Origin of the sequence: Pseudomonas farris (assembly GCF_019145235.1) — a bacterium.
Classification (GTDB): domain Bacteria; phylum Pseudomonadota; class Gammaproteobacteria; order Pseudomonadales; family Pseudomonadaceae; genus Aquipseudomonas; species Aquipseudomonas farris.
This window is the reverse complement of record NZ_JAHSTV010000002.1, coordinates 377,498-397,194: the sequence shown is the minus strand read 5'-3', so window position 1 is coordinate 397,194 and position 19,697 is coordinate 377,498. Positions and strand designations below refer to the sequence as shown.

Genomic DNA, 19,697 nt, shown 5'->3' with positions numbered 1-19,697 from the left:
CGCCTTCGCGAGCAAGCCCGCTCCCACAGTGGACGGATGTGAACACAACATTTGTGAACATTACCGTCCCCCTGTGGGAGCGGGCTTGCTCGCGAAGAGGCCAGAACAGACAAAGCAAATCCCGGGATTAACGCCCGCCCCCCAGGTCGACGAAAGTCCCCGTCGCATAAGAAGCCTTATCCGACAACAACCAAACAATCGCCTCCGCCACTTCATCCGGCCGCCCACCCCGAGCCATCGGGATCGCCGACTCCAGCTTGCTGACCCGGTCCGGATCACCGCTCAATGCATGGAAATCGGTGTAGATGTAACCCGGTCGCACGGCGTTGACGCGAATACCCTCGCCCGCCACTTCCTTCGACAGGCCGATGGTGAAGGTGTCCAGCGCGCCTTTGGACGCTGCGTAGTCGACATATTCGCTGGGGGCGCCCAAGCGGGCTGCGACCGACGACACGTTGACGATGCTGCCACCCTGCCCGCCATGTTTGGGCGACATGCGCAGGATCGCGTGTTTGGCGCAAAGGATCGGTGCCAGGACGTTGGTCTTGAGGATTTTCAGAATACGGAATTCGGACATTTCGTCGATCCGCGACTTTTGCCCGACAGTGCCGGCGTTGTTCACCAGCGCCGTGACCCGACCCAGTTCGGTGTCTACGCGGTGGAACAGACCGATCACTTCGTCTTCGATGCTGACATCGGCACGCACGGCAATGGCCTGGGCGCCGAGTGCGCGGACTTGTTCCAGCACACTGTGCGCCGCCTGTTCGTCGGACTGATAGTTGATACAGATCCGATAGCCAAGCTCAGCGGCCAACAGGGCCGTAGCGGCGCCAATTCCACGGCTGCCGCCGGTGATGACGATGACTTTGTCCATGCTGGCATTTCCCCCGTTACAAGCGTATGCAGTCGGGGCCAAGAATAACCGCCATTGCGCGGTTTTGCATGAACCTGCGTCAATTCCAATGACACAAACCTGTGGCGAGGGGGCTTGCCACAGGGGTCCATCAGCCAGTAGCCAATTGCTCCCCACGATGAATATCGGCCATGAATCGATCAGCAGGCAGCGGATGCCCCAGCAGGTAACCCTGCAACGAGTCGCAGCCCAGTTGGGTCAGGAAGTCTTGCTGGACATCGGTTTCCACACCTTCGGCGACGATCCGCAAGCCAAGCGCCTGGCCGAGGACGACGATGGCCGAGACGATGGCTGCGTCGTCGCTGTCGTGTTCCAGATCGCGGACGAATCCCCGATCAATCTTCAATTCATTGGCCGGCAGGCGCTTGAGGTACATCAAACTCGAATAACCGGTGCCAAAATCATCGATGGACAGGTCGACGCCCATTTCCGAGAGTTCCTGCAGCACCGTCATGCTCGCATCGGCGTCGCTCATGGCAGTGGTTTCGGTGATTTCCAGGGTCAGGCTGTTGGCCGGCAAATGATGAGTGGCCAAGGCCTTGGCGACGCTCTGGACCAACCCGGCGTGGCAGAACTGCAAGGCCGAGAGGTTCACCGCGATGCGCCAGTCGGTGTAACCGAGCACATACCACTCGCGCATCTGACGGCAGGCTTCGTTGAGCACCCATTCGCCGATCGGAATGATCAGCCCGGTCTTCTCCGCAAGATCGATGAAGCTGTCCGGCTGCAGCATGCCCTGGGTCGGGTGCTCCCAGCGCAGCAATGCCTCGGCGCCCACCGGTCGACCATTGCCAGCGTCGAACTTGGGTTGGTAATAGAGACTGAACTGCTGCTGATCGACAGCGTTGCGCAGGTCTTGCAGCAATTGCAGCTGTTTGCGCGCGTTGCTGTTCATCGAGGCATCAAAGAAGCGATGACCGTTTTTGCCGGCACCCTTGGCGTGGTACATCGCGGCGTCGGCGTTCATCAGCAATTCCTCGGCAGTCTCACCGTTACCGGGATAGAGCGCGATGCCGACGCTGGCGGAAATCTGCAAGTCATGCTCCGCGACCCGGAACGAGCGCGCGATCAGCCCCACCTGTCGCGCCGCCAGATTCAGCGCGTCATTCGGCTCGGCGAGCTGCACCAGCAGCACAAATTCATCGCCACCGATTCGCGCCAGGGTGTCCTGGCTGCGCAAATCTTCACGCAGGCGCAGGCCGACCTCACGCAGCAACTGGTCGCCCATGTGGTGTCCAAAGGCATCGTTGACCGGTTTGAAGCCGTCCAGATCAATGAACATCAACGCAAAACAGCCGCCCTGCTCCTTCACCCTCGACATCGCCTGATCGATACGGTCGGACAGCAATACTCGGTTCGGCAGCCCGGTGAGGGTGTCGTGCAGCGCCAGTTGGGTGAGTTCGCGATTGGCTTCGGTCAGCGATTGAGCGAGGTCCGCGGTGCGAGCCTCCAGGCGTGCATCGAGGATCGAGGTCAGCAAGGCGATACTCAACACCGCGAGGGTGGTGATCAGCACAAGATTGTCCAGGCCCTCACCGTTCAGGCCATCGGCCGCCGCGCCACAGAAACTGCCATCGGCAAAACGGGCCGCGGCCATGCCGGTGTAGTGCATGCCGACGATGGCAATGCCCATGATCACTGCTGCACCGCCGCGGATCAGGCGGACATAAGGTGCGTGCCGGCGCAGACGAAAAGCGATCCATAACGCTGCACCCGACGCGCCAACGGCGATGAGCAACGACGCGCTAAACAGTGCAGGGTCGTAATCGATGCCCGGCTGCATGCGCATGGCGGCCATGCCGGTGTAATGCATGGCACTGATGCCAGCGCCCATCACCAGCGCGCCGAACGCCAGTTGCCAGGCTGGCAGTTGTGGCTGGCTGACCAGCCACAGAGCAAAACCGCAGGACAGGACCGCAATCAACAGGGAGAGCGCCGTGAGAGTAACGTCGTAGCCCAGATCGATCGGCAATGTGAACGCGAGCATGCCGATGAAATGCATCGACCACACGCCGATACCCATCGCGAAAGCGCCGCCCGCCGTCCATAGATGCACCGCCCGACCCTTGGCCGTGGCGATGCGACCGGTGAGGTCGAGCGCGGTATAAGAGGCAAGTATCGCCACACAGAGCGATATGAAAACCAGCGTAAGGGAATAACTACCGATGAGCATGGGACTTCTCGCGACCGCTCCCGCCGTGCTGCGTTCGTGCATGGGGAGCAAAGCCGGCGATTGTACTGATTCCGCGGACGAACGCACTCACAAAGTCATCAAAAGGCCATCAAGGCGATGAAACGTGTGATCGCCGCTCAACTGATCGTTCCCCCGCTCTGCGTGGGAACGATCATGCGCTACTTTTTGTCGCTCACCTGAAGCTGCCCGTCCCACCCGCCGCCCAGTGCGGCAATCAATTGCACGCTGGCGATCAAGCGGCTCTGCAGCAAACTCAGCACGTTGCGTTCGTTGCTCAACGCCGTGGCTTGAACCACCACCACATCCAGATAAGCAATCACCCCGGCCTTGTACTGATTCTGGGTCAATCGCAAGGATTCTCGCGCCGCATCCAGGGCTTCCTGGCGCACCTTGGCTTCGTCTTCCAGCACCTTGAGTTGCACCAGATAGTTTTCCACTTCACGGAAGCCGTCGAGCACGGTCTGGCGGTACTTGGCGACGGTTTCGTCATAGGCCGCTTCGCTGCGATCGACTTCCGCCGAGCGCTGCCCACCGTCGAACAGGGTCATGGCCAGTTGCGGCCCGACCGACCAGAAGCGGTTCGGCACACTGATCCAGTTGTTAGAGGTGCTGCTGCTATAGCCGCCGTTCAGGCTCAGGGTCAGGTCTGGGTAGTAAGCGGCTTTGGCCACGCCGATGTTGGCGTTGGCGGCCATCACCGAGCGCTCGGCGGAGGCGATGTCCGGGCGGCGTTCCAGCAATTGCGAAGGCAGGCTCAGCGGTACCTGCGGCAATGCCGGGATGTCTTTGGTTTCAGCCAGGCTGAATTCGGCCGGCGGCAGACCAATCAGCACAGCGATGGCGTTCTCGAACTGCGCGCGCTGCCAGATCAGGTCGACCATCTCCGCCTGGGTGCTTTTAAGCTGAGTGGTGGCCTGGGCCACTGCGTCCTTGCCGGAGACACCGGCGCGGTATTGGTTTTCGGTCATGGTCAGCGAACGTTGATAGGCCTCGACCGTCGCTTCCAGCAGGCGTTTCTGTTCGTCGATCACCCGCAGTTGCAGGTAGTTCTGCAGCAGCTCCGATTGCTGGCTCAGGCGCATCGCCGCCAGATCGGCAAAACTCGCCTCGGCGTTGGCCGTGTCGGCTTCCAGGCCTCGGCGCAATTTGCCCCAGACGTCCGCTTCCCAACTGACCCCGGCCTGCGCGGTGTACGTGTCGCGAATACCGCTGGAGGAACTGCTCAGGCTCGAACTGCTGCTACCGGTGCCCTGGCTGGAACGGGTTTTCCCGACCGTCAGGTCCACCGTCGGGAAAAACGCCCCCCGGGCACTGCGCACCAAGGCCTGGGCCTGGCGGTACTGGGCTTCGGACTGGGCGACGGTCTGGTTGGCGCTGTTGAGTTTTTCGATCAGCCCATTAAGCTGCCGATCGCCATACAGCTCCCACCAGGCACCACGCGCCAGAGAGTCGCTGGGATTGGCCTGACGCCAGCCAGCCGCTTCCTTGTACTGTGCCGGCGCGGCGGCTTGCGGGCGCTGGTAATCCGGGCCGATGGCGCAGGCACTGAGCATCGCCATGCACAGCGACAGGCTCAGCAAACGCGAGCCTCGGGCCGTGATCAGCGGTGCAACCAGATTGATAAGCGAACGGTCAGTCATAGCGGAGTTTCCAGAGCAGCATCGGTACGCACCCCACGCCAACGGTTGAAACGATGGCGCAGATTGTCGAGATAGAGGTAAACCACCGGGGTGGTGTAAAGGGTCAGCACTTGGCTGAAGACCAGCCCGCCGATGATGGTCAGGCCCAGTGGCTGGCGCATTTCCGCCCCTTCGGCCCGGCTCAGCAGCAACGGCAAGGCACCGAGGATTGCCGCCAGGGTGGTCATCAGAATCGGTCGAAGCCGTTGCAGACAAGCACTGCGGATCGATTCCAGCGGCTCCAGGCCCTGGTGCCGTTCCAGTTGCAGCGCCAGGTCGATCATCAGAATCGCATTCTTCTTCACAACGCCGATCAGCAAGAACAGCCCGAGCAAGGAGATCAGGCTGAACTCGCCGCCCAGCACATAAATCGACAGCAACGCCCCGACCCCGGCGGACGGCAAGGTCGAAAGAATCGTCAGCGGGTGGATGTAGCTTTCATACAACACACCCAGCACCAGATACACCGCCACCAGCGCGCCGAGAATCATCCACGGCTGGCTCTTCTGGGTGGCGGCGAACGCATCGGTGGTACCGGCCATTTTCGCGATCACGTCTTCCGGCAGACCGACCTTGGCAATCGCCCGCTCAATGGCCGCCGAGCCCTGCTCCACCGTCACGCCTTCGGCCATGTCGAAAGCGATGCTTTCCGAAGCGAACTGGCCTTCGTGGCTGACCCGGTCGTCTTCCAGGCTGTTTTCGTAGTGAGCGATGGTCGACAGCGGAATCCGCGCACCGTCGGCAGTGATCACCTGGACTTGCTTGAGCGTGATCGGGTCCTGGGCGTATTTCGGGTTGACCTCCATCACCACCTGATACTGGTTGAGGCTGTCGTAGATCGTCGAAATCTGCCGCTGGCTGTAGGCGTTGTTCAGCACCGCGGTGACCATGTCCATGTCCACGCCCAGACGCTTGGCCTGATCGCGATCGACGATAAGGGTCACTTGCTGGGCACCACGGCCTTCGCGTGCGTCAATCGCCGTCAACTCCGGCAGCGCCTTGAGGGCGGTGACGACTTTCGGATACCACTCGCGCAACGCGCCGAGATCGCCGCTTTGCAGGATGTAGGAATATTGCGAGGTGGTCTGCTCGCGGCCGCCGCCAAATTGCAGGTCCTGATCCGCCATCAGCATCAATTGCGCACCGGGCACCTTGGGCATTTCCTTGCGCAGGCGTTCGATGACTTTCTGGGCGGACAGGTTGCGTTCCTTGATCGGCTTCAGCCGCACCAGCATGAAGGCGTTGTTGGTGCCGTTATTGCCACCGATGAACCCGGCGACGCTTTGCACCGCCTCGTCCTTGAGCACGGCGCGGCGGAAGATCTCCATCTTCGGCTGCATCACACTGAACGACAGACCGTCGTCACCGCGCACAAAACCGATCAACTGGCCGGTATCCTGCTGAGGTAAAAATGTTTTAGGAACAACGACATACAACGCGATATTCACGCCAATCGTCACGATCAGGCTGAGCAAGGTCAGTCGACGGTGACGCAGCACCCAGTCGAGGCTGCTGGCGTATTTGCCGACCATCCACTCGTTGGTCCGCTGGCTCCAGCGTTGCAGGCGGTTTTCCTGCCCCGGTGTATGCGGCTTGAGCCAGCGCGCGCAGAGCATCGGCGTCAATGTCAGCGACACCAGCAACGACACCACAATGGCCGCCGCCAAGGTGATGGAAAACTCGCGGAACAGGCTTTCGATGATCCCGCCCATGAACAGGATCGACAGGAACACCGCCACCAGCGAGACGTTCATCGACAGCAGCGTGAAGCCGACTTCCTCGGCCCCGAGGTACGCGGCCTTCATCGGTGGCACGCCCTTGTCGATGTGCCGGGAAATGTTCTCCAGCACCACGATGGCATCGTCCACCACCAGCCCGGTGGCCAGGATCAGCGCCATCAGCGACAGGTTGTTCAGGGAGAACCCGTAGAGGTACATCACCGCAAACGTGCCCACCAGCGATACCGGTACCGCCAGGGTCGGAATCAGCGAGGCACGGAAGTTACCGAGGAACAGGAACACCACCAGAATCACCAGCGCCACGGCAATCAGCAGGGTCATTTCCGCTTCGTGCAGAGTGGCCTTGATCACCGGCGAACGGTCCATCGCCAGGTTCAGTTTGACGCTGGCCGGCAACACGGCCTGCAACGCAGGCAACTGCGCCTTGATCTCGTTGACCGTCTCGATGATGTTGGCACCGGCCTGGCGGTTGATCACCAGCAACACCGCCGCGTCGTCGTTGAAGAATCCGCTGTTGTAGCGGTCCTCGACGCCGTCACTGACCTTGGCCACATCCTTCAGGCGCAGGGCCGCGCCGTCCGCGTAGTGAATGATCAGCGACTCGTAATCCTTGGCTTTTTCCAGTTGATCGTTGGCCTGAACCTGCCACAGCCGCTGGCCGTCTTCGACCGAGCCCTTGGGCCGGCGCACGTTGGCGTTGGCGATGGTGTTGCGCACGTCGTCCAGCGCCACGCCGTACTGGTTCAGCGCCTGGGGTTCGAGTTCGATGCGTACCGCCGGCAACGAACTGCCGCCGATCTGCACTTCACCGACGCCCTGCACCTGCGACAGGCTCTGGGACAAAATGGTCGAGGCCAAATCATAGAGCTGGCCTTTCTCCAGCACATCCGAGGTCAGCGACAGCACCATGATCGGCGCCTGGGACGGGTTGACCTTCTTGTAGGTGGGCATGCTGCGCATGCCGCTCGGCAGCAAATTGCGCGAGGCGTTGATCGCCGCCTGCACTTCCCGTGCCGCGCCGTTGATGTCGCGGTCCAGGTCGAACTGCAGAATCACCCGCGTCGAGCCCTGGCTGGAACGGCTGCTCATGGTGTTGACCCCGGCGATGGCGCCGAAGGAACGCTCAAGCGGCGTGGCCACGGTCGAGGCCATGACCTCAGGGCTCGCGCCGGGCAAGCTGGCCTGAACCACGATCACCGGGAAATCCATCTGCGGCAACGGCGATACCGGCAACAGGCCGAAGCTCACGCCGCCCAGCAATATGATTGCCAGGCTCAACAACATCGTTGCGACCGGGCGCTTGATGAAAGGTCCGGACAGGTTCATGGCTGTTCTACCGGTTCCACAGACTCGGACTTACGGCCCCAGCGCCGCCCGAGGCGGTCGAAGTACAAGTAGATGACGGGCGTGGTAAACAGCGTCAGCACCTGACTCACCAGCAAGCCACCGACCATCACCAGACCCAAAGGCTGGCGCAGTTCCGCGCCGGAACCGGTGGCCAGCATCAGCGGCACCGCGCCGAACAACGCCGCCAGGGTGGTCATCAGAATCGGCCGAAAGCGCAGCAGCGCGGCCTGATAGATCGCGGTTTGCGGGTCCATGCCTTGGTTACGTTCCGCCTCGAGGGCGAAGTCGATCATCATGATCGCGTTCTTTTTCACGATACCGATCAGCAGGATGATGCCGATGATCGCGATCATCCCCAGGTCATTGCCGCTCAACAGCAACGCCAGCAAGGCGCCGACCGCCGCCGAGGGCAAGGTCGAGAGAATGGTGATCGGGTGAATGTAACTCTCGTAGAGCACGCCGAGCACGATGTACATGGTCACCACCGCCGCCAGAATCAGCAGCAAGGTGCTCGACAGCGACGCCTGGAACGCTTCGGCCGCGCCCTGGAACTGGGTCTGCACGCCAATCGGCATGCCGATGTCTTTCTGCACCTGATCGATGATCTCCACCGCATGCCCCAGTGCCACGCCGGGCGCCAGGTTGAAGGACATCATCACCGCCGGGAACTGGCCGATGTGGGTGATCGCCAGTTGCGCCTGGCGTTCCTCGACATGCGCCAGGCTGGACAGGCGCACCTGACCGCCATCGGTGGTCTTGACGTGAATCTGGTTCAGCGCATCCGGGCCGATCTTCTCGCCGGACTGCGATTGCAGCACCACGCGGTATTGGCTGGCCTGGGTGTAAATAGTGGAAATCTGCCGCTGACCAAAGGCGTCGTACAGCGCATCGGTGATGTTCGACACCGATACGCCGACCCGCGACGCCGCATCGCGGTCGATCACCAGATAAACCTGCAAGCCCTTGTCCTGCAAATCGCTGGCGACGTCGGTCAGCTCCGGCCGTTGCGCCAGCGCTTCCACCAGACGCCCGCTCCACAGGCTGAGCAACTCGGAATCCGGCGACGACATGCTGAACTGGTACTGCGTACGGCTGACCCGATCTTCGATGGTCAGGTCCTGCACCGGCTGCATGAACAGGCGAATGCCGATCAGCTTGTCCAGCTCCGGTTGCAGCCGCGCGATCACTTCGGTGGCGCTCAGGTCGCGCTTGCCGTGGGACTTGAGGTTGATCAGCAGCCGGCCGCTGTTCAACGTCGAATTGTCGCCATCGACCCCGATGTAAGACGACAGGCTCTCAACCGCCGGATCGGCGAGGATTACCTTGGCCAGTTCCTGCTGCCGCTCGCTCATCGCCGCGAAGGAAATCGACTGCGGTGCCTCGGAAATCCCCTGGATCACCCCGGTGTCCTGCACCGGGAAGAAGCCCTTGGGCACCACCATGTACAGGAACACGGTCAACGCCAGCGTGCCGATGGCCACCATCAGGGTTAGCGGCTGGTGCTTGAGAACCCACGTTAACTTACGTCCGTAAGCCGCGATCATCCAATCAATTGCGGCGCCACTGGAGCGGTAAAACCGGCCCTGTTCTGCTTCCTTGGGCTCACGCTTGAGCAGCCGCGCGCACATCATTGGCGTCAGGGTCAGGGAGACGACAAGGGAAATCAGGATCGCCACCGCCAGGGTGATCGCAAACTCGCGGAACAAGCGCCCCACTACGTCGGCCATGAACAACAGCGGAATCAACACCGCGATCAGCGACAGCGTCAGGGAAATCAGGGTGAAGCCAATCTGCTTCGCGCCCTTGAGCGCCGCTTGCAGCGGGCTGTCGCCCTCTTCAATAAATCGGGAAATGTTCTCCAGCATGACGATCGCATCGTCCACCACGAAACCGGTGGCGATGGTCAGCGCCATCAGGGTCAGGTTGTTGACCGAAAAGCCTGCGAGGTACATCACGCCGAAGGTGCCGATCAACGACAGCGGCACGGCCACCGAGGGAATGATCGTGGCGCTGGCCCGCCGCAGGAACAGGAATGTGACCATCACCACCAGCGCGATGGCGATCAGCAGTTCGTGTTGCACGTCGGTGACCGAGGCGCGGATGGTCTGGGTGCGGTCGGTGAGTACCGTGACGTCGAGACCGGCCGGCAGGTTGTCGGTGATGCTTGGCAGCAAGGCCTTGATCCGGTCGACCACTTCAATGACGTTGGCGCCGGGCTGGCGCTGGATGTTCAGCAGCACCGCCTGATTTTCATTGGCCCACGCTGCCAGACGTTCGTTCTCGGCACCATCGACGATCTCCGCCACGTCCTTGAGTCGCAACGGCGCGCCGTTAGCGTAGGCGAGGATCAGGTTGGCGTAGTCCTTGGGTGACGTCAGTTGGTCGTTGGCGTCGAGCATCGACACCCGGGTCGGGCCGTCAAAGTTGCCCTTGGGTTGATTGACGTTGGAGGCGCCAATCAGGGTGCGCACGTCCGACAGGTTCAGGCCATTGGCCGCCAGGGCCTCCGGGTTGACCTTGATCCGCACTGCCTGACGCTGGCCGCCGGCAATGCTGACCATGCCGACGCCGCTGATTTGGGCGATTTTCTGCGCCATGCGCGTGTCGACCAAATCATTGAGTTTGGGCAACAGCATAGTCTTGGAGGTGATAGCCAGGGTCAGCACCGGGGTGTCCGCCGGGTTGACCTTGTTGTATACCGGCGGTGCCGGCAGGTCTTTGGGCAGCAAATTGGTCGCGGCGTTGATCGCGGCCTGCACCTGCTGCTCGGCGACGTCCATGTTGATGTCGAGGCTGAAACGCAGGGTCAGCACCGAAGCGCCGCCAGAACTGGTGGACGCCATCTGGGTCAGGCCGGGCATCTGCCCGAACTGACGCTCCAGCGGCGCAGTCACGGCGCTGGTCATGACATCCGGGCTGGCGCCGGGATAGAGCGTCATAACGCGAATGGTCGGGTAGTCGACCTGCGGCAATGCCGACACCGGCAGCAGCCGATAAGCGATCACGCCAGCCAGAATAATCGCCAGCATGCTCAGGGTCGTGGCGACTGGGCGAAGGATAAACAGCCGCGAGATGTTCATGCGCCGCCCTTTTTCGCCTTGTCAGTGACTGTCGCCTCAGGCGCAGTGGCGGCCGACTTGCCTTGCAGGTGTTCGGTCGGGGTGGTCGGTACATCCTTGCTGTCGTTGACGACCTCCACTTCGCTGCCTTCTTTCAGGCGGTCGGTGCCTTCCAGCACCACCCGATCACCAGCGGCCAGGCCTTCGGTGATCACCGTGTTGTCACCGTCACTGGCGCCGACTTTCAACTGGCGGATGGTGACCTTCTTGTCACCGTCCATGGCATAGACGAACGTGCCGTTGGTGCCGAACTGGATCGCCGCCGAGGGCGCAAGCACCACGCCTTTGAGGGTGTCGGCCAGCAAGTGGACATTGACGAATTGATTAGGGAACAGCGCTTGATCGCGGTTCTCGTAGCGAGCCTTGAATTTCAGGGTGCCGGTGGTGACGTCGATCTGGTTGTCCAGGCTCTGCAACACGCCAGTGGCCTGCAGTTTGGTGTCACCACGATCCCAGGCTTCAGCGGGCAGTTTGGCGCCGGTGCGATAGCGCGCCAGCACGGTGTCCAGGCTGTTTTCCGGCAAGGTGAACGCCACGCTGATCGGTTGAGTCTGGGTGATGATCACCAGCGCCGTGGTGTCGTTCGCCGCCACAAGGTTGCCGACGTCCAGCTGACGCAGGCCCACACGCCCGGCGATCGGTGCGCGGATTTTGGTGAATTCAAGGTTGAGCTTGGCATCGTTGACCGCCGCCTGATTGGTCTTTACCGTGCCCAGGTACTGGCCGACCAATGCTTCGGCAGTATCGAGGGTTTGCTTGGCGATACTGTCTTCGCGGTACAAGCCGCGATAGCGCTCGACATCGACCTGAGCATTCTTCAGTTGTGCCTGATTCTGCAGCAAGGTGCCTTCGGCCTGGAGCAAGGCGTTCTGGTAAGGACGCGGATCGATCTCGGCCAGCAGGTCGCCCGCCTTGACCATTTGCCCTTCTTCGAACGAAATCTTGATCAATTCACCGCCAACACGACTGCGCACGTTAATGGTGTTCAGCGCGGTCACGGTGCCCAGCGCCTTGTAATACAGCGGGAAATCGCCTTTGACCGCCGGCGCCACGCGCACCGGCACCGGCCCGCTCGCCCCGCCGAACCCCGGACGCATCCCCCCCGACCGGCCTGTATGCCCGGCAACGGCTTTCTGCCCTGCGCCCTCCTTCGGGCTGCTACCTGCGGGCCAGAATTTCCAGCACAGGCCAGCGATGACCAACAGGACAAGCAGGCCGAACAGCCAGCGACGAGGATTGCGGGAAGCGGAGGATTGCATGGAATGATCAACCATTGGGCGCGTGAAGCTTCTTTCTACAGGAGGCTGAACGATAAGCACTGGCGGGTATTAAGCAAAGCGCCTTTACCGGCAATTTACCTTTGGCTTACGTAACAGAAGATTTATCTAAGACACTGAAGCACAAATGAAAACGGCCTGGACAGGGCCAGGCCGTTAACAATTGTAAACTTCGCTTACTTCAGAACGGCAAGTGCTGCGTCGTAGTTCGGCTCTTCAGCGATTTCCTTGACCAGTTCGCTGTGCAGGACCTTGTCGTTTTCGTCCAGCACCACGACGGCACGGGCGGTCAGGCCTTTGAGCGGGCCATCGGCAATCGCCACGCCGTAGTTCTCGATGAACTCGGCACCGCGCAGGGTCGACAGGTTCTGGACGTTTTCCAGGCCTTCGGCGCCGCAGAAACGAGCTTGGGCGAACGGCAGGTCAGCGGAGATGCACAGCACTACGGTGTTGGCGATGTCATTGGCCTGGGCGTTGAACTTGCGCACGGAGGTAGCGCAGGTCGGGGTGTCGATGCTTGGGAAGATGTTCAACACTTTGCGCTTGCCGGCGAAGCTCGCCAGGGTCACGTCGGACAGATTGCCGGCAACCAGGGAAAAGGCTGGCGCCTGGGAACCGGCTTGTGGCAACTGGCCGTTGACTTGAACCGGGTTGCCTTTAAGAGTGACTTGAGCCATGAACGGAGTCCTTCTGAACGTTGATGTAGAGAATTTTGACGAGGCCGAAGTTAACCACGAAATGGTCTGGCGACCTATGCCCAGATACAAATTGTGATATGTCGTCGCACAAAACTGGATACACGCGTTTCAACAAAACTTACTAACACTGCATAAGCTTGTGGGAGCGAGGCGATTTTCCATTGGCCGCGTTGTCGATTTGGCCCGTCGCTATTCGACTAGACAGCGAGTCACTCAAATCCAGCGGAGACAAGACCATGCGATTCATGATCATTGTGAAAGCCAGCCCGGATTCCGAGGCCGGTGTGATGCCCAGCGAAGAACTGATGACCGCGATGGGCAATTTTAACGAGGAACTGGCCAAGGCCGGCATTCTTATCGATTGCGACGGCCTGCAGCCCAGCAGCAAAGGCGCCCGCGTACGTTTTTCGGGTGACCAGCGCACGGTGATCGACGGCCCGTTCGCCGCAACCAAGGAGCTGATCGCCGGCTATTGGATATGGCAGGTGAAGTCGAAAGAGGAAGCGATCGAGTGGGTCAAGCGCTGCCCCAATCCGATGCCGGGGACGGAGGCCGAGATCGAGATTCGCCAGGTGTACGAGGCCGAAGACTTCGGTGCCGAGTTCACACCGCAATTGCGCGAGCAGGAAGAGCGAGTGCGTGCGCAGGCGAAGAAGCACTGAAACTCACTTGATACGCCTGAAGGACCGCTTTTCGCGAGCAGGCTCGCACCCACATTTGATCTCTGGTGTTCGCAAATAGTGTGCTCACAGCAGATCCAGTGTGGGAGCGAGCCTGCTCGCGATATAGGCCCTCAGCCCCGCCGCACTATTTGGACTTGAGCTTCAGATACGACTGATGCAGGTCCGACGCCCAGCCATCGATCACGTTTTTCACGTCATTGGGCTTCATCACCTGATCTGAGTTTTCCAGCGGTTTGCCGGTGCCCTTGCGCACGACCTGGGCGAGGACTTTGTTGTTGCCGCCATCGAGAAACACTGCTTCGGTGGCCAGATCGGTTTCCTGGTCGCGAATGCCGGTGGCCGTGCTGACGGCCGCCGCCACCAGGGCGATCGGGATGACTTCATAAGGCTTGAGACCTTGGGTCTTGCTGCTGACGGCGGTGATCGCCGCACGCACCACCATAACGCCAGGGCCGGGGCCGGAGGCCAGTGGCAGGGATCTGCCTATTTCGCGTTTAAGTGCTTGATCGTAGTAGCTGGTGATGCCGTTCAGTGTGGTCTGAGGGATTTTCACCGTCGGTTCCGGCTTCGGATAGAGCTGAGTCGGTTCGACGTAGACACTGGTGAATTTGTTGATATCGAGCTTGGGGTCCATCCAGCGCATCACCACGGCGCCCGATGGCGACTTGGCTTCCTTCAGCTGACTGTAGTCCTTGAGAAAACCGGAGTACTGGTCTGGCTCGACCACTTTGCTGGAGCACCCCACCACCCCGATAGAGGCGATGCACAGTGTGCTCATCATTAACGCAAGCTTCATGCTGTAACTCCTGTCAGAAGGCCGGGCAACAATATTGCATATGGGAATTACAGGTATAGCCAATACTCGGCGTTTTGTTATCAAAACACACAATATTCATCTATTGCTGCAGCACATCGTTGATATCAAAGACCTCTTCGCGGGCAAGCCTCGCTCCCACAGGATTTTCGTCGCTCAAAACTCTTGACTTACCAGCATTGGGACAGGCCTCCTCGCCACAGGCTTCAGCGCCGTCTGAACAACGGCCGCGGCTCAATCACCGAGCGCCCATAAAGCACGCTCATCCCCGCCAATCCCTTCAGCGCATCTTCGGCGGATTTGTCTTCGCGCACGGCAAAGCTGTCGAAACCGCATTGGCGCATGTGGCTGAGTTGATCGCGTAGCACATCGCCAATCGCGCGCAATTCGCCTTGCCAACCGAAACGCGTACGCAACAAATAGGCTTGGCTGTAGGCGCGTCCGTCGCGAAAACTCGGGAAGTCCAGGGCAATCAGCGGCAGGTCGGGAAACCATGGGGCCAGGTTTATCACTTCGTCGTTGGGCCCCAGCCAGACACCTTCGAGCGCTGATGTCCTATCGGCATTCAGGGCCAGCCACTGGGGTAACGGCAGTATCAGCGGTCCAGCCGGCAATTCATCCGTTACGTCACGAATCAACTGCCACGGATCATCGCGCACCCACTCGGCGCCGCTGTCTTGCAAACGAATGAGATTGTTCATGCCGACACCTCCAGCATTTTCGGGTACACCCGCTCCTTGAACGGCTCCAGACCGATGCGCGCAAAGGTATCGACGAACAACTCCTCGCTCTCCCGGTAGCGAACGAATGTACCGATGATCCGCTCGATCACCGCAGGCACTTCGGCGGCGCTGAAGGACGGGCCGATGACTTTGCCCAACGCGCTGTTCTTGCCCTGGGCGCCGCCGAGAGTGATTTGGTACCACTCACTGCCGTTCTTATCGACGCCAAGAATGCCGATGTTGCCGATATGGTGGTGACCGCAGGCGTTCATGCAGCCAGAAATGTTCAAGCTGATGTCGCCCAGGTCATGCAGGTAATCCAGGTCCTCGAAGCGCGCCTGAATCGCTTGCGCGATGGGGATTGATTTGGCGTTGGCCAGCGCGCAAAAGTCGCCGCCGGGGCAAGCGATGATGTCAGTCAGCAAGCCGATGTTGGCGCATCCCAGGCCTTGCTCGCAGGCCACGCACCACAGCGGGTAAAGGTCAGCCTTAGGCACATCCGGCAGGACGATGTTCTGTTCATGGGCGATGCGGATTTCGCCAAAACCAAACTGCTCGGACCACTGGGCCACCGCGTCCATTTGCTCGGCGGTGACATCCCCCGGCGGCGCGGCGGCGCCCGGCTTGGTCGACAACACTACGCTGGCGTAACCCGCCACCTTGTGCGGCTGAACGTTGCGCGTCACCCAACGGGCGAACGCCGGGTTCTCGGCCAAGCGTGTGCCGAAATCCAGGTCGGTGCCGGCCAGTGAACGGTAATCGGGCGGCACGAAGGCACTGGCGACACGCTCATACTCGACGTCGGTCAACTGCGCCGGACCGTCCTTGATGTGCTGCCACTCCTCCTCCACTTCTTTGGCAAAGGCTTCGATACCCAAGGCCTTGACCAGAATCTTGATCCGCGCCTTGTACTTGTTATCGCGCCGCCCGTGACGGTTATAGACCCGCAACACCGCCTCGACATAGGACAGCAGGTGCTGCCACGGCAAGCCTTCGCGAATCTGCAAACCGAGGATCGGCGTGCGACCTAACCCGCCGCCAACAATCACCCGCAAGAGCATTTGTCCGCTGTCATCGCGATAAAGATAAAGGCCGATGTCATGCATCATGATCGCCGCGCGGTCCTGCTTCGCCGAGCAGATGGCGATCTTGAACTTGCGCGGCAGGAACAGGAATTCCGGGTTGATGGTCGACCATTGCCGCAGGATCTCTGCCAGTGGGCGCGGGTCCATCAACTCGTCCGCCGCGACGCCGGCGAAGGCTTCGGTGGTGATGTTGCGCACGCAGTTACCGGAGGTCTGGATCGCATGCATTTCTACTTGGGCCAGGCGTTCGAGGATGTCCGGCACCTGAGCCAGCTCGATCCAGTTGAACTGCATGTTCTGCCGGGTGGTGAAGTGGCCGTAACCACGATCGTAGTCCCGCGCAATGCTCGCCAGCATGCGCATTTGCTTCGCGCTCAGCGTGCCGTAAGGAATCGCCACGCGCAGCATGTAGGCATGCTTTTGCATGTACAGGCCATTCTGCAAACGCAGGGGCAGGAACTCTTCTTCGCTCAAATCGCCTGCCATGAAACGTTCGACCTGATCGCGAAACTGCGCAACACGCTCGAACACCAGGGCACGGTCATAGTCGTCGTACTGATACATGTGGCTGCCACCTCATCAGGATTATCGGGCTCTGTGGCTAATGCCAGTCAGTCAGGTGCAGAACCTGTGGGAGCGGGCTTGCTCGCGAAGAGGCCGTCACATTCAACATTACCGGGTGACTGACACTCCGTCTTCGCGAGCAAGCCCGCTCCCACAAGGATTGCGGTGTTCAATTCCTTAACTGGTCTGCATCAGGCTCTGCGGCTCGTTCTTGAGGTGGCGACTATGCACCGGCAGCGCAGCACGTTACAGATTCAGCTACACACTAAAAAACCGTATCAGAGCGCAGCCTATGGCCTCAGGCCCGCATCCCATCTGATCCGCACAAACTCGGTTTTTCTGAGTCTGTTTTGTTGGCGGCAGGGTTTCTACAGTTCATGGCATGCCAGACCGGGTGGCCTGGCAAGTCTTTGCAACCGTGGAAGAACTGACCATGAGCACAGCAACAATCGGACAGGCCTATAACTACAAGGTCGTTCGCCAATTCGTCGTGGCAACCATCGTCTGGGGTGTCGTCGGGATGGCGATGGGGGTATGGATCGCCTCGCAACTGGTATGGCCCGAGATGAACCTCGACCTGCCGTGGACCACCTTCGGCCGCTTGCGCCCGCTGCACACCAGCCTGGTGATTTTCGGCTTTGCCGGCAGCGCGCAATTCGCCGCCAGTTACTACGCGGTGCAACGCACCTGCCAGATTCGGCTGTACTCCGACAAGCTCGCCGCCTTCACCTTCTGGGGCTGGCAATCGGTAATCGTGGTGATGCTGATTACCCTGCCGCTGGGCTACACCACCACCAAGGAATATGCCGAGATCGAATTCTCCGGTGCGGTGTGGATGACGGTGGTCTGGGTCGCTTACGCCATCGTGTTCTTCACCACCGTGGTGCAACGCAAGACCAAGCACATCTACGTCGGCAACTGGTTTTTCGGCGCGTTCATCGTGGTGATCGCCATGCTGCACGTGGTCAATCACCTGTCGATTCCGGTGGACTGGTTCAAGTCGTATCCGGTGTATTCCGGAGCCACCGACGCCATGGTCCAGTGGTGGTACGGGCACAACGCCGTGGGGTTTTTCCTGACCACCGGCTTCCTCGGGATGATGTATTACTTCGTGCCGAAACAGGTCAATCGGCCGGTGTATTCCTATCGCTTGTCCATCGTGCATTTCTGGGCGCTGATCACCCTGTACATCTGGGCCGGCCCGCACCACCTGCACTACACCGCACTGCCAGACTGGGCGCAGTCGCTGGGCATGGCGATGTCGCTGATTCTGCTGGCGCCGAGCTGGGGCGGGATGATCAATGGGATGATGACGTTGTCGGGGGCCTGGCATAAGTTGCGCACCGACCCGATCCTGCGCTTTCTGGTGCTGTCATTGGCCTTCTACGGCATGTCGACGTTTGAAGGGCCGATGATGGCGATCAAGACGGTCAACGCCCTCTCCCACTATACCGACTGGACCATCGGCCACGTTCACGCCGGGGCCCTCGGTTGGGTGGCGATGATCACGTTTGGTGCCATCTACCACATGGTCCCGAAAGTCTTCGGTCGCCCGCAGATGCACAGCATCGGCCTGATCAACACACACTTCTGGCTAGCGACCATCGGCACCGTACTCTACATCGCCTCGATGTGGGTCAACGGCATCACCCAGGGGTTAATGTGGCGCGCGATCAACGACGACGGCACGCTGACCTACTCCTTCGTCGAAGCCTTGCAAGCCAGTCATCCGGGGTTCGTGGTGCGCTTTGTCGGCGGGGTGTTCTTCCTCAGCGGCATGTTGCTGATGGCCTACAACACCTGGCGCACGGTGCGTGTGGCGGACGTGAAAATGGCCGAACTTGAAGCGCAAATTGCCTGAGGCAAGGAGCCGGACATGATCGAGATGGGGTTGAATCTATTGGGTGTTTTGGGGCTTTGGTTGGCGGTTGAGTACTGCCTGAAACACCAGACGGCCGAGAGCCTGGACGATGCCAGCCTGATTCCGTTTGCCGATGACCCCGAAGTGGCGCGGCGGGTGGAGTTGGCGACGGGCAAGACCGTGAAAGCAGTAGCGCCGGAAGAAGTGAAGCCGGGTTGGGGCAACCTCGAAATCTGATACACCCAACCTACTGAGGGAGCTGCAGCGAATCCATCTGTTGCGAACGCCGCAAATCAATGTGGGAGCGGGCTTGCTCGCGAAGAGGCCATAACATTCAGCATCAATGTTGAATGTTAGTCCGCCTTCGCGAGCAAGCCCGCTCCCACAGTGGTTATGTGTTCGTCACAAATAACACGCTTCAGCCGCGCTCGCGGGGAATCAGGCTCTGCAGCTGCTGCGCCAAAAAGTTCGCATCGAAGGCAAAAGTGTCCGGGTCTTTCAAGCCATTGGTCTTGCGCCACTGCCAACTGCTGGAGGGCGGCAGGCACACCAGCGAAATGCTGCCATAACGCGCGGCGGTCAAGCCCATTACTGCGAGGGAAATCTGCCCACCTACGCCCATCACGTCGGGCACAAACTCCACCGGTTTTCCGGCGATGACGATGCTCAGCTTCTCGGTCTTGAACGTCGACGTCTCCGCTGGAACGCTCGGCCCGGACGCGACATACGCCTCGCGGCTCACTTCCAACAGATTCGGCGTCAGGACCGGCGCCAGCCACTGCTGGATCTGATCGAACAACTCACCAATGCGCGTCGCCCACACGGCCGATTGCGACTCAAACAGTTGCTTCTTGTGCGCTTCGCTATCTGCATAGTGGCGAAGCATCTCGCCCAGTTGCTGTACGTCGTCCATTGCGGTGTTCCTTTGGTTGAAGCGGTGCTGCGGTTTTTGAGCATGGCAGATTGAGTACAGAACTGTTCATTTAAAACAGCGACTGATGA

14 protein-coding genes are annotated in these 19,697 nt (G+C 60.3%); 3 read left to right on the top strand and 11 right to left on the bottom strand.

Annotation, left to right across the window (positions count from 1 at the left end; genetic code table 11):
* Window positions 1-127: 127 nt before the first annotated feature.
* The 7 genes from KVG95_RS05075 to tpx form a co-directional block, all read right to left on the bottom strand.
* Window positions 128-874, bottom strand: coding sequence for an SDR family oxidoreductase (locus KVG95_RS05075; RefSeq protein ID WP_052963439.1), 747 nt, complete (start codon window positions 872-874; stop codon window positions 128-130).
* 130 nt (window positions 875-1,004) lie between these two features.
* Window positions 1,005-3,086, bottom strand: coding sequence for a putative bifunctional diguanylate cyclase/phosphodiesterase (locus KVG95_RS05070; protein ID WP_217854753.1), 2,082 nt, complete (start codon window positions 3,084-3,086; stop codon window positions 1,005-1,007).
* A 179-nt stretch (window positions 3,087-3,265) separates the two neighbouring features.
* The gene (locus KVG95_RS05065) at window positions 3,266-4,747 is read right to left on the bottom strand and encodes an efflux transporter outer membrane subunit (RefSeq protein WP_217854752.1); all 1,482 of its coding nucleotides are present in this window, start codon (window positions 4,745-4,747) and stop codon (window positions 3,266-3,268) included.
* Complete coding sequence (locus tag KVG95_RS05060) at window positions 4,744-7,851, bottom strand: efflux RND transporter permease subunit (protein WP_217854751.1); 3,108 nt, start codon at window positions 7,849-7,851, stop codon at window positions 4,744-4,746. Before KVG95_RS05060 ends, KVG95_RS05065 begins: the two co-directional genes overlap by 4 nt.
* Window positions 7,848-10,952, bottom strand: coding sequence for an MdtB/MuxB family multidrug efflux RND transporter permease subunit (locus tag KVG95_RS05055; RefSeq protein WP_217854750.1), 3,105 nt, complete (start codon window positions 10,950-10,952; stop codon window positions 7,848-7,850). The genes KVG95_RS05060 and KVG95_RS05055 overlap by 4 nt, the downstream gene beginning before the upstream one ends.
* Window positions 10,949-12,265, bottom strand: a complete 1,317-nt coding sequence (locus KVG95_RS05050) for an MdtA/MuxA family multidrug efflux RND transporter periplasmic adaptor subunit (protein WP_052963444.1) — start codon at window positions 12,263-12,265, stop codon at window positions 10,949-10,951. The genes KVG95_RS05055 and KVG95_RS05050 overlap by 4 nt, the downstream gene beginning before the upstream one ends.
* 179 nt (window positions 12,266-12,444) lie before the next feature.
* A complete protein-coding gene (gene tpx, locus KVG95_RS05045; protein WP_048397645.1) occupies window positions 12,445-12,945 on the bottom strand; it encodes a thiol peroxidase in 501 nt (166 codons plus the stop codon).
* Window positions 12,946-13,202: 257 nt separating this feature from the next.
* On the opposite strand from tpx, the gene KVG95_RS05040 reads away from it, so the two are divergent.
* Complete coding sequence (locus tag KVG95_RS05040; RefSeq protein WP_217854749.1) at window positions 13,203-13,628, top strand: YciI family protein; 426 nt, start codon at window positions 13,203-13,205, stop codon at window positions 13,626-13,628.
* Window positions 13,629-13,773: 145 nt separating this feature from the next.
* Here KVG95_RS05040 and KVG95_RS05035 read toward each other — a convergent pair whose 3' ends face one another.
* The 3 genes from KVG95_RS05035 to KVG95_RS05025 form a co-directional block, all read right to left on the bottom strand.
* Window positions 13,774-14,445 carry a DUF3313 domain-containing protein gene (locus tag KVG95_RS05035; protein ID WP_217854748.1) on the bottom strand — a complete coding sequence of 224 codons (672 nt, stop codon included), beginning with the start codon at window positions 14,443-14,445 and terminating at the stop codon, window positions 13,774-13,776.
* 224 nt (window positions 14,446-14,669) lie between these two features.
* Window positions 14,670-15,164, bottom strand: coding sequence for a DUF934 domain-containing protein (locus KVG95_RS05030; RefSeq protein WP_217854747.1), 495 nt, complete (start codon window positions 15,162-15,164; stop codon window positions 14,670-14,672).
* A complete protein-coding gene (locus KVG95_RS05025; RefSeq protein ID WP_217854746.1) occupies window positions 15,161-16,834 on the bottom strand; it encodes a nitrite/sulfite reductase in 1,674 nt (557 codons plus the stop codon). Before KVG95_RS05025 ends, KVG95_RS05030 begins: the two co-directional genes overlap by 4 nt.
* 433 nt (window positions 16,835-17,267) lie before the next feature.
* Here KVG95_RS05025 and ccoN point away from each other — a divergent pair, with 433 nt between their 5' ends.
* Entirely contained in the window at window positions 17,268-18,695 is a 1,428-nt protein-coding gene (gene ccoN, locus KVG95_RS05020; protein ID WP_217854745.1) for a cytochrome-c oxidase, cbb3-type subunit I, read from the top strand.
* A 15-nt stretch (window positions 18,696-18,710) separates the two neighbouring features.
* The gene (locus KVG95_RS05015; RefSeq protein ID WP_052963449.1) at window positions 18,711-18,932 is read left to right on the top strand and encodes a hypothetical protein; all 222 of its coding nucleotides are present in this window, start codon (window positions 18,711-18,713) and stop codon (window positions 18,930-18,932) included.
* Between the two features lie 181 nt (window positions 18,933-19,113).
* Here the strand turns inward: KVG95_RS05015 and KVG95_RS05010 are convergent, their stop codons facing one another.
* Complete coding sequence (locus KVG95_RS05010; protein ID WP_217854744.1) at window positions 19,114-19,608, bottom strand: hypothetical protein; 495 nt, start codon at window positions 19,606-19,608, stop codon at window positions 19,114-19,116.
* Window positions 19,609-19,697 lie beyond the last annotated feature (89 nt).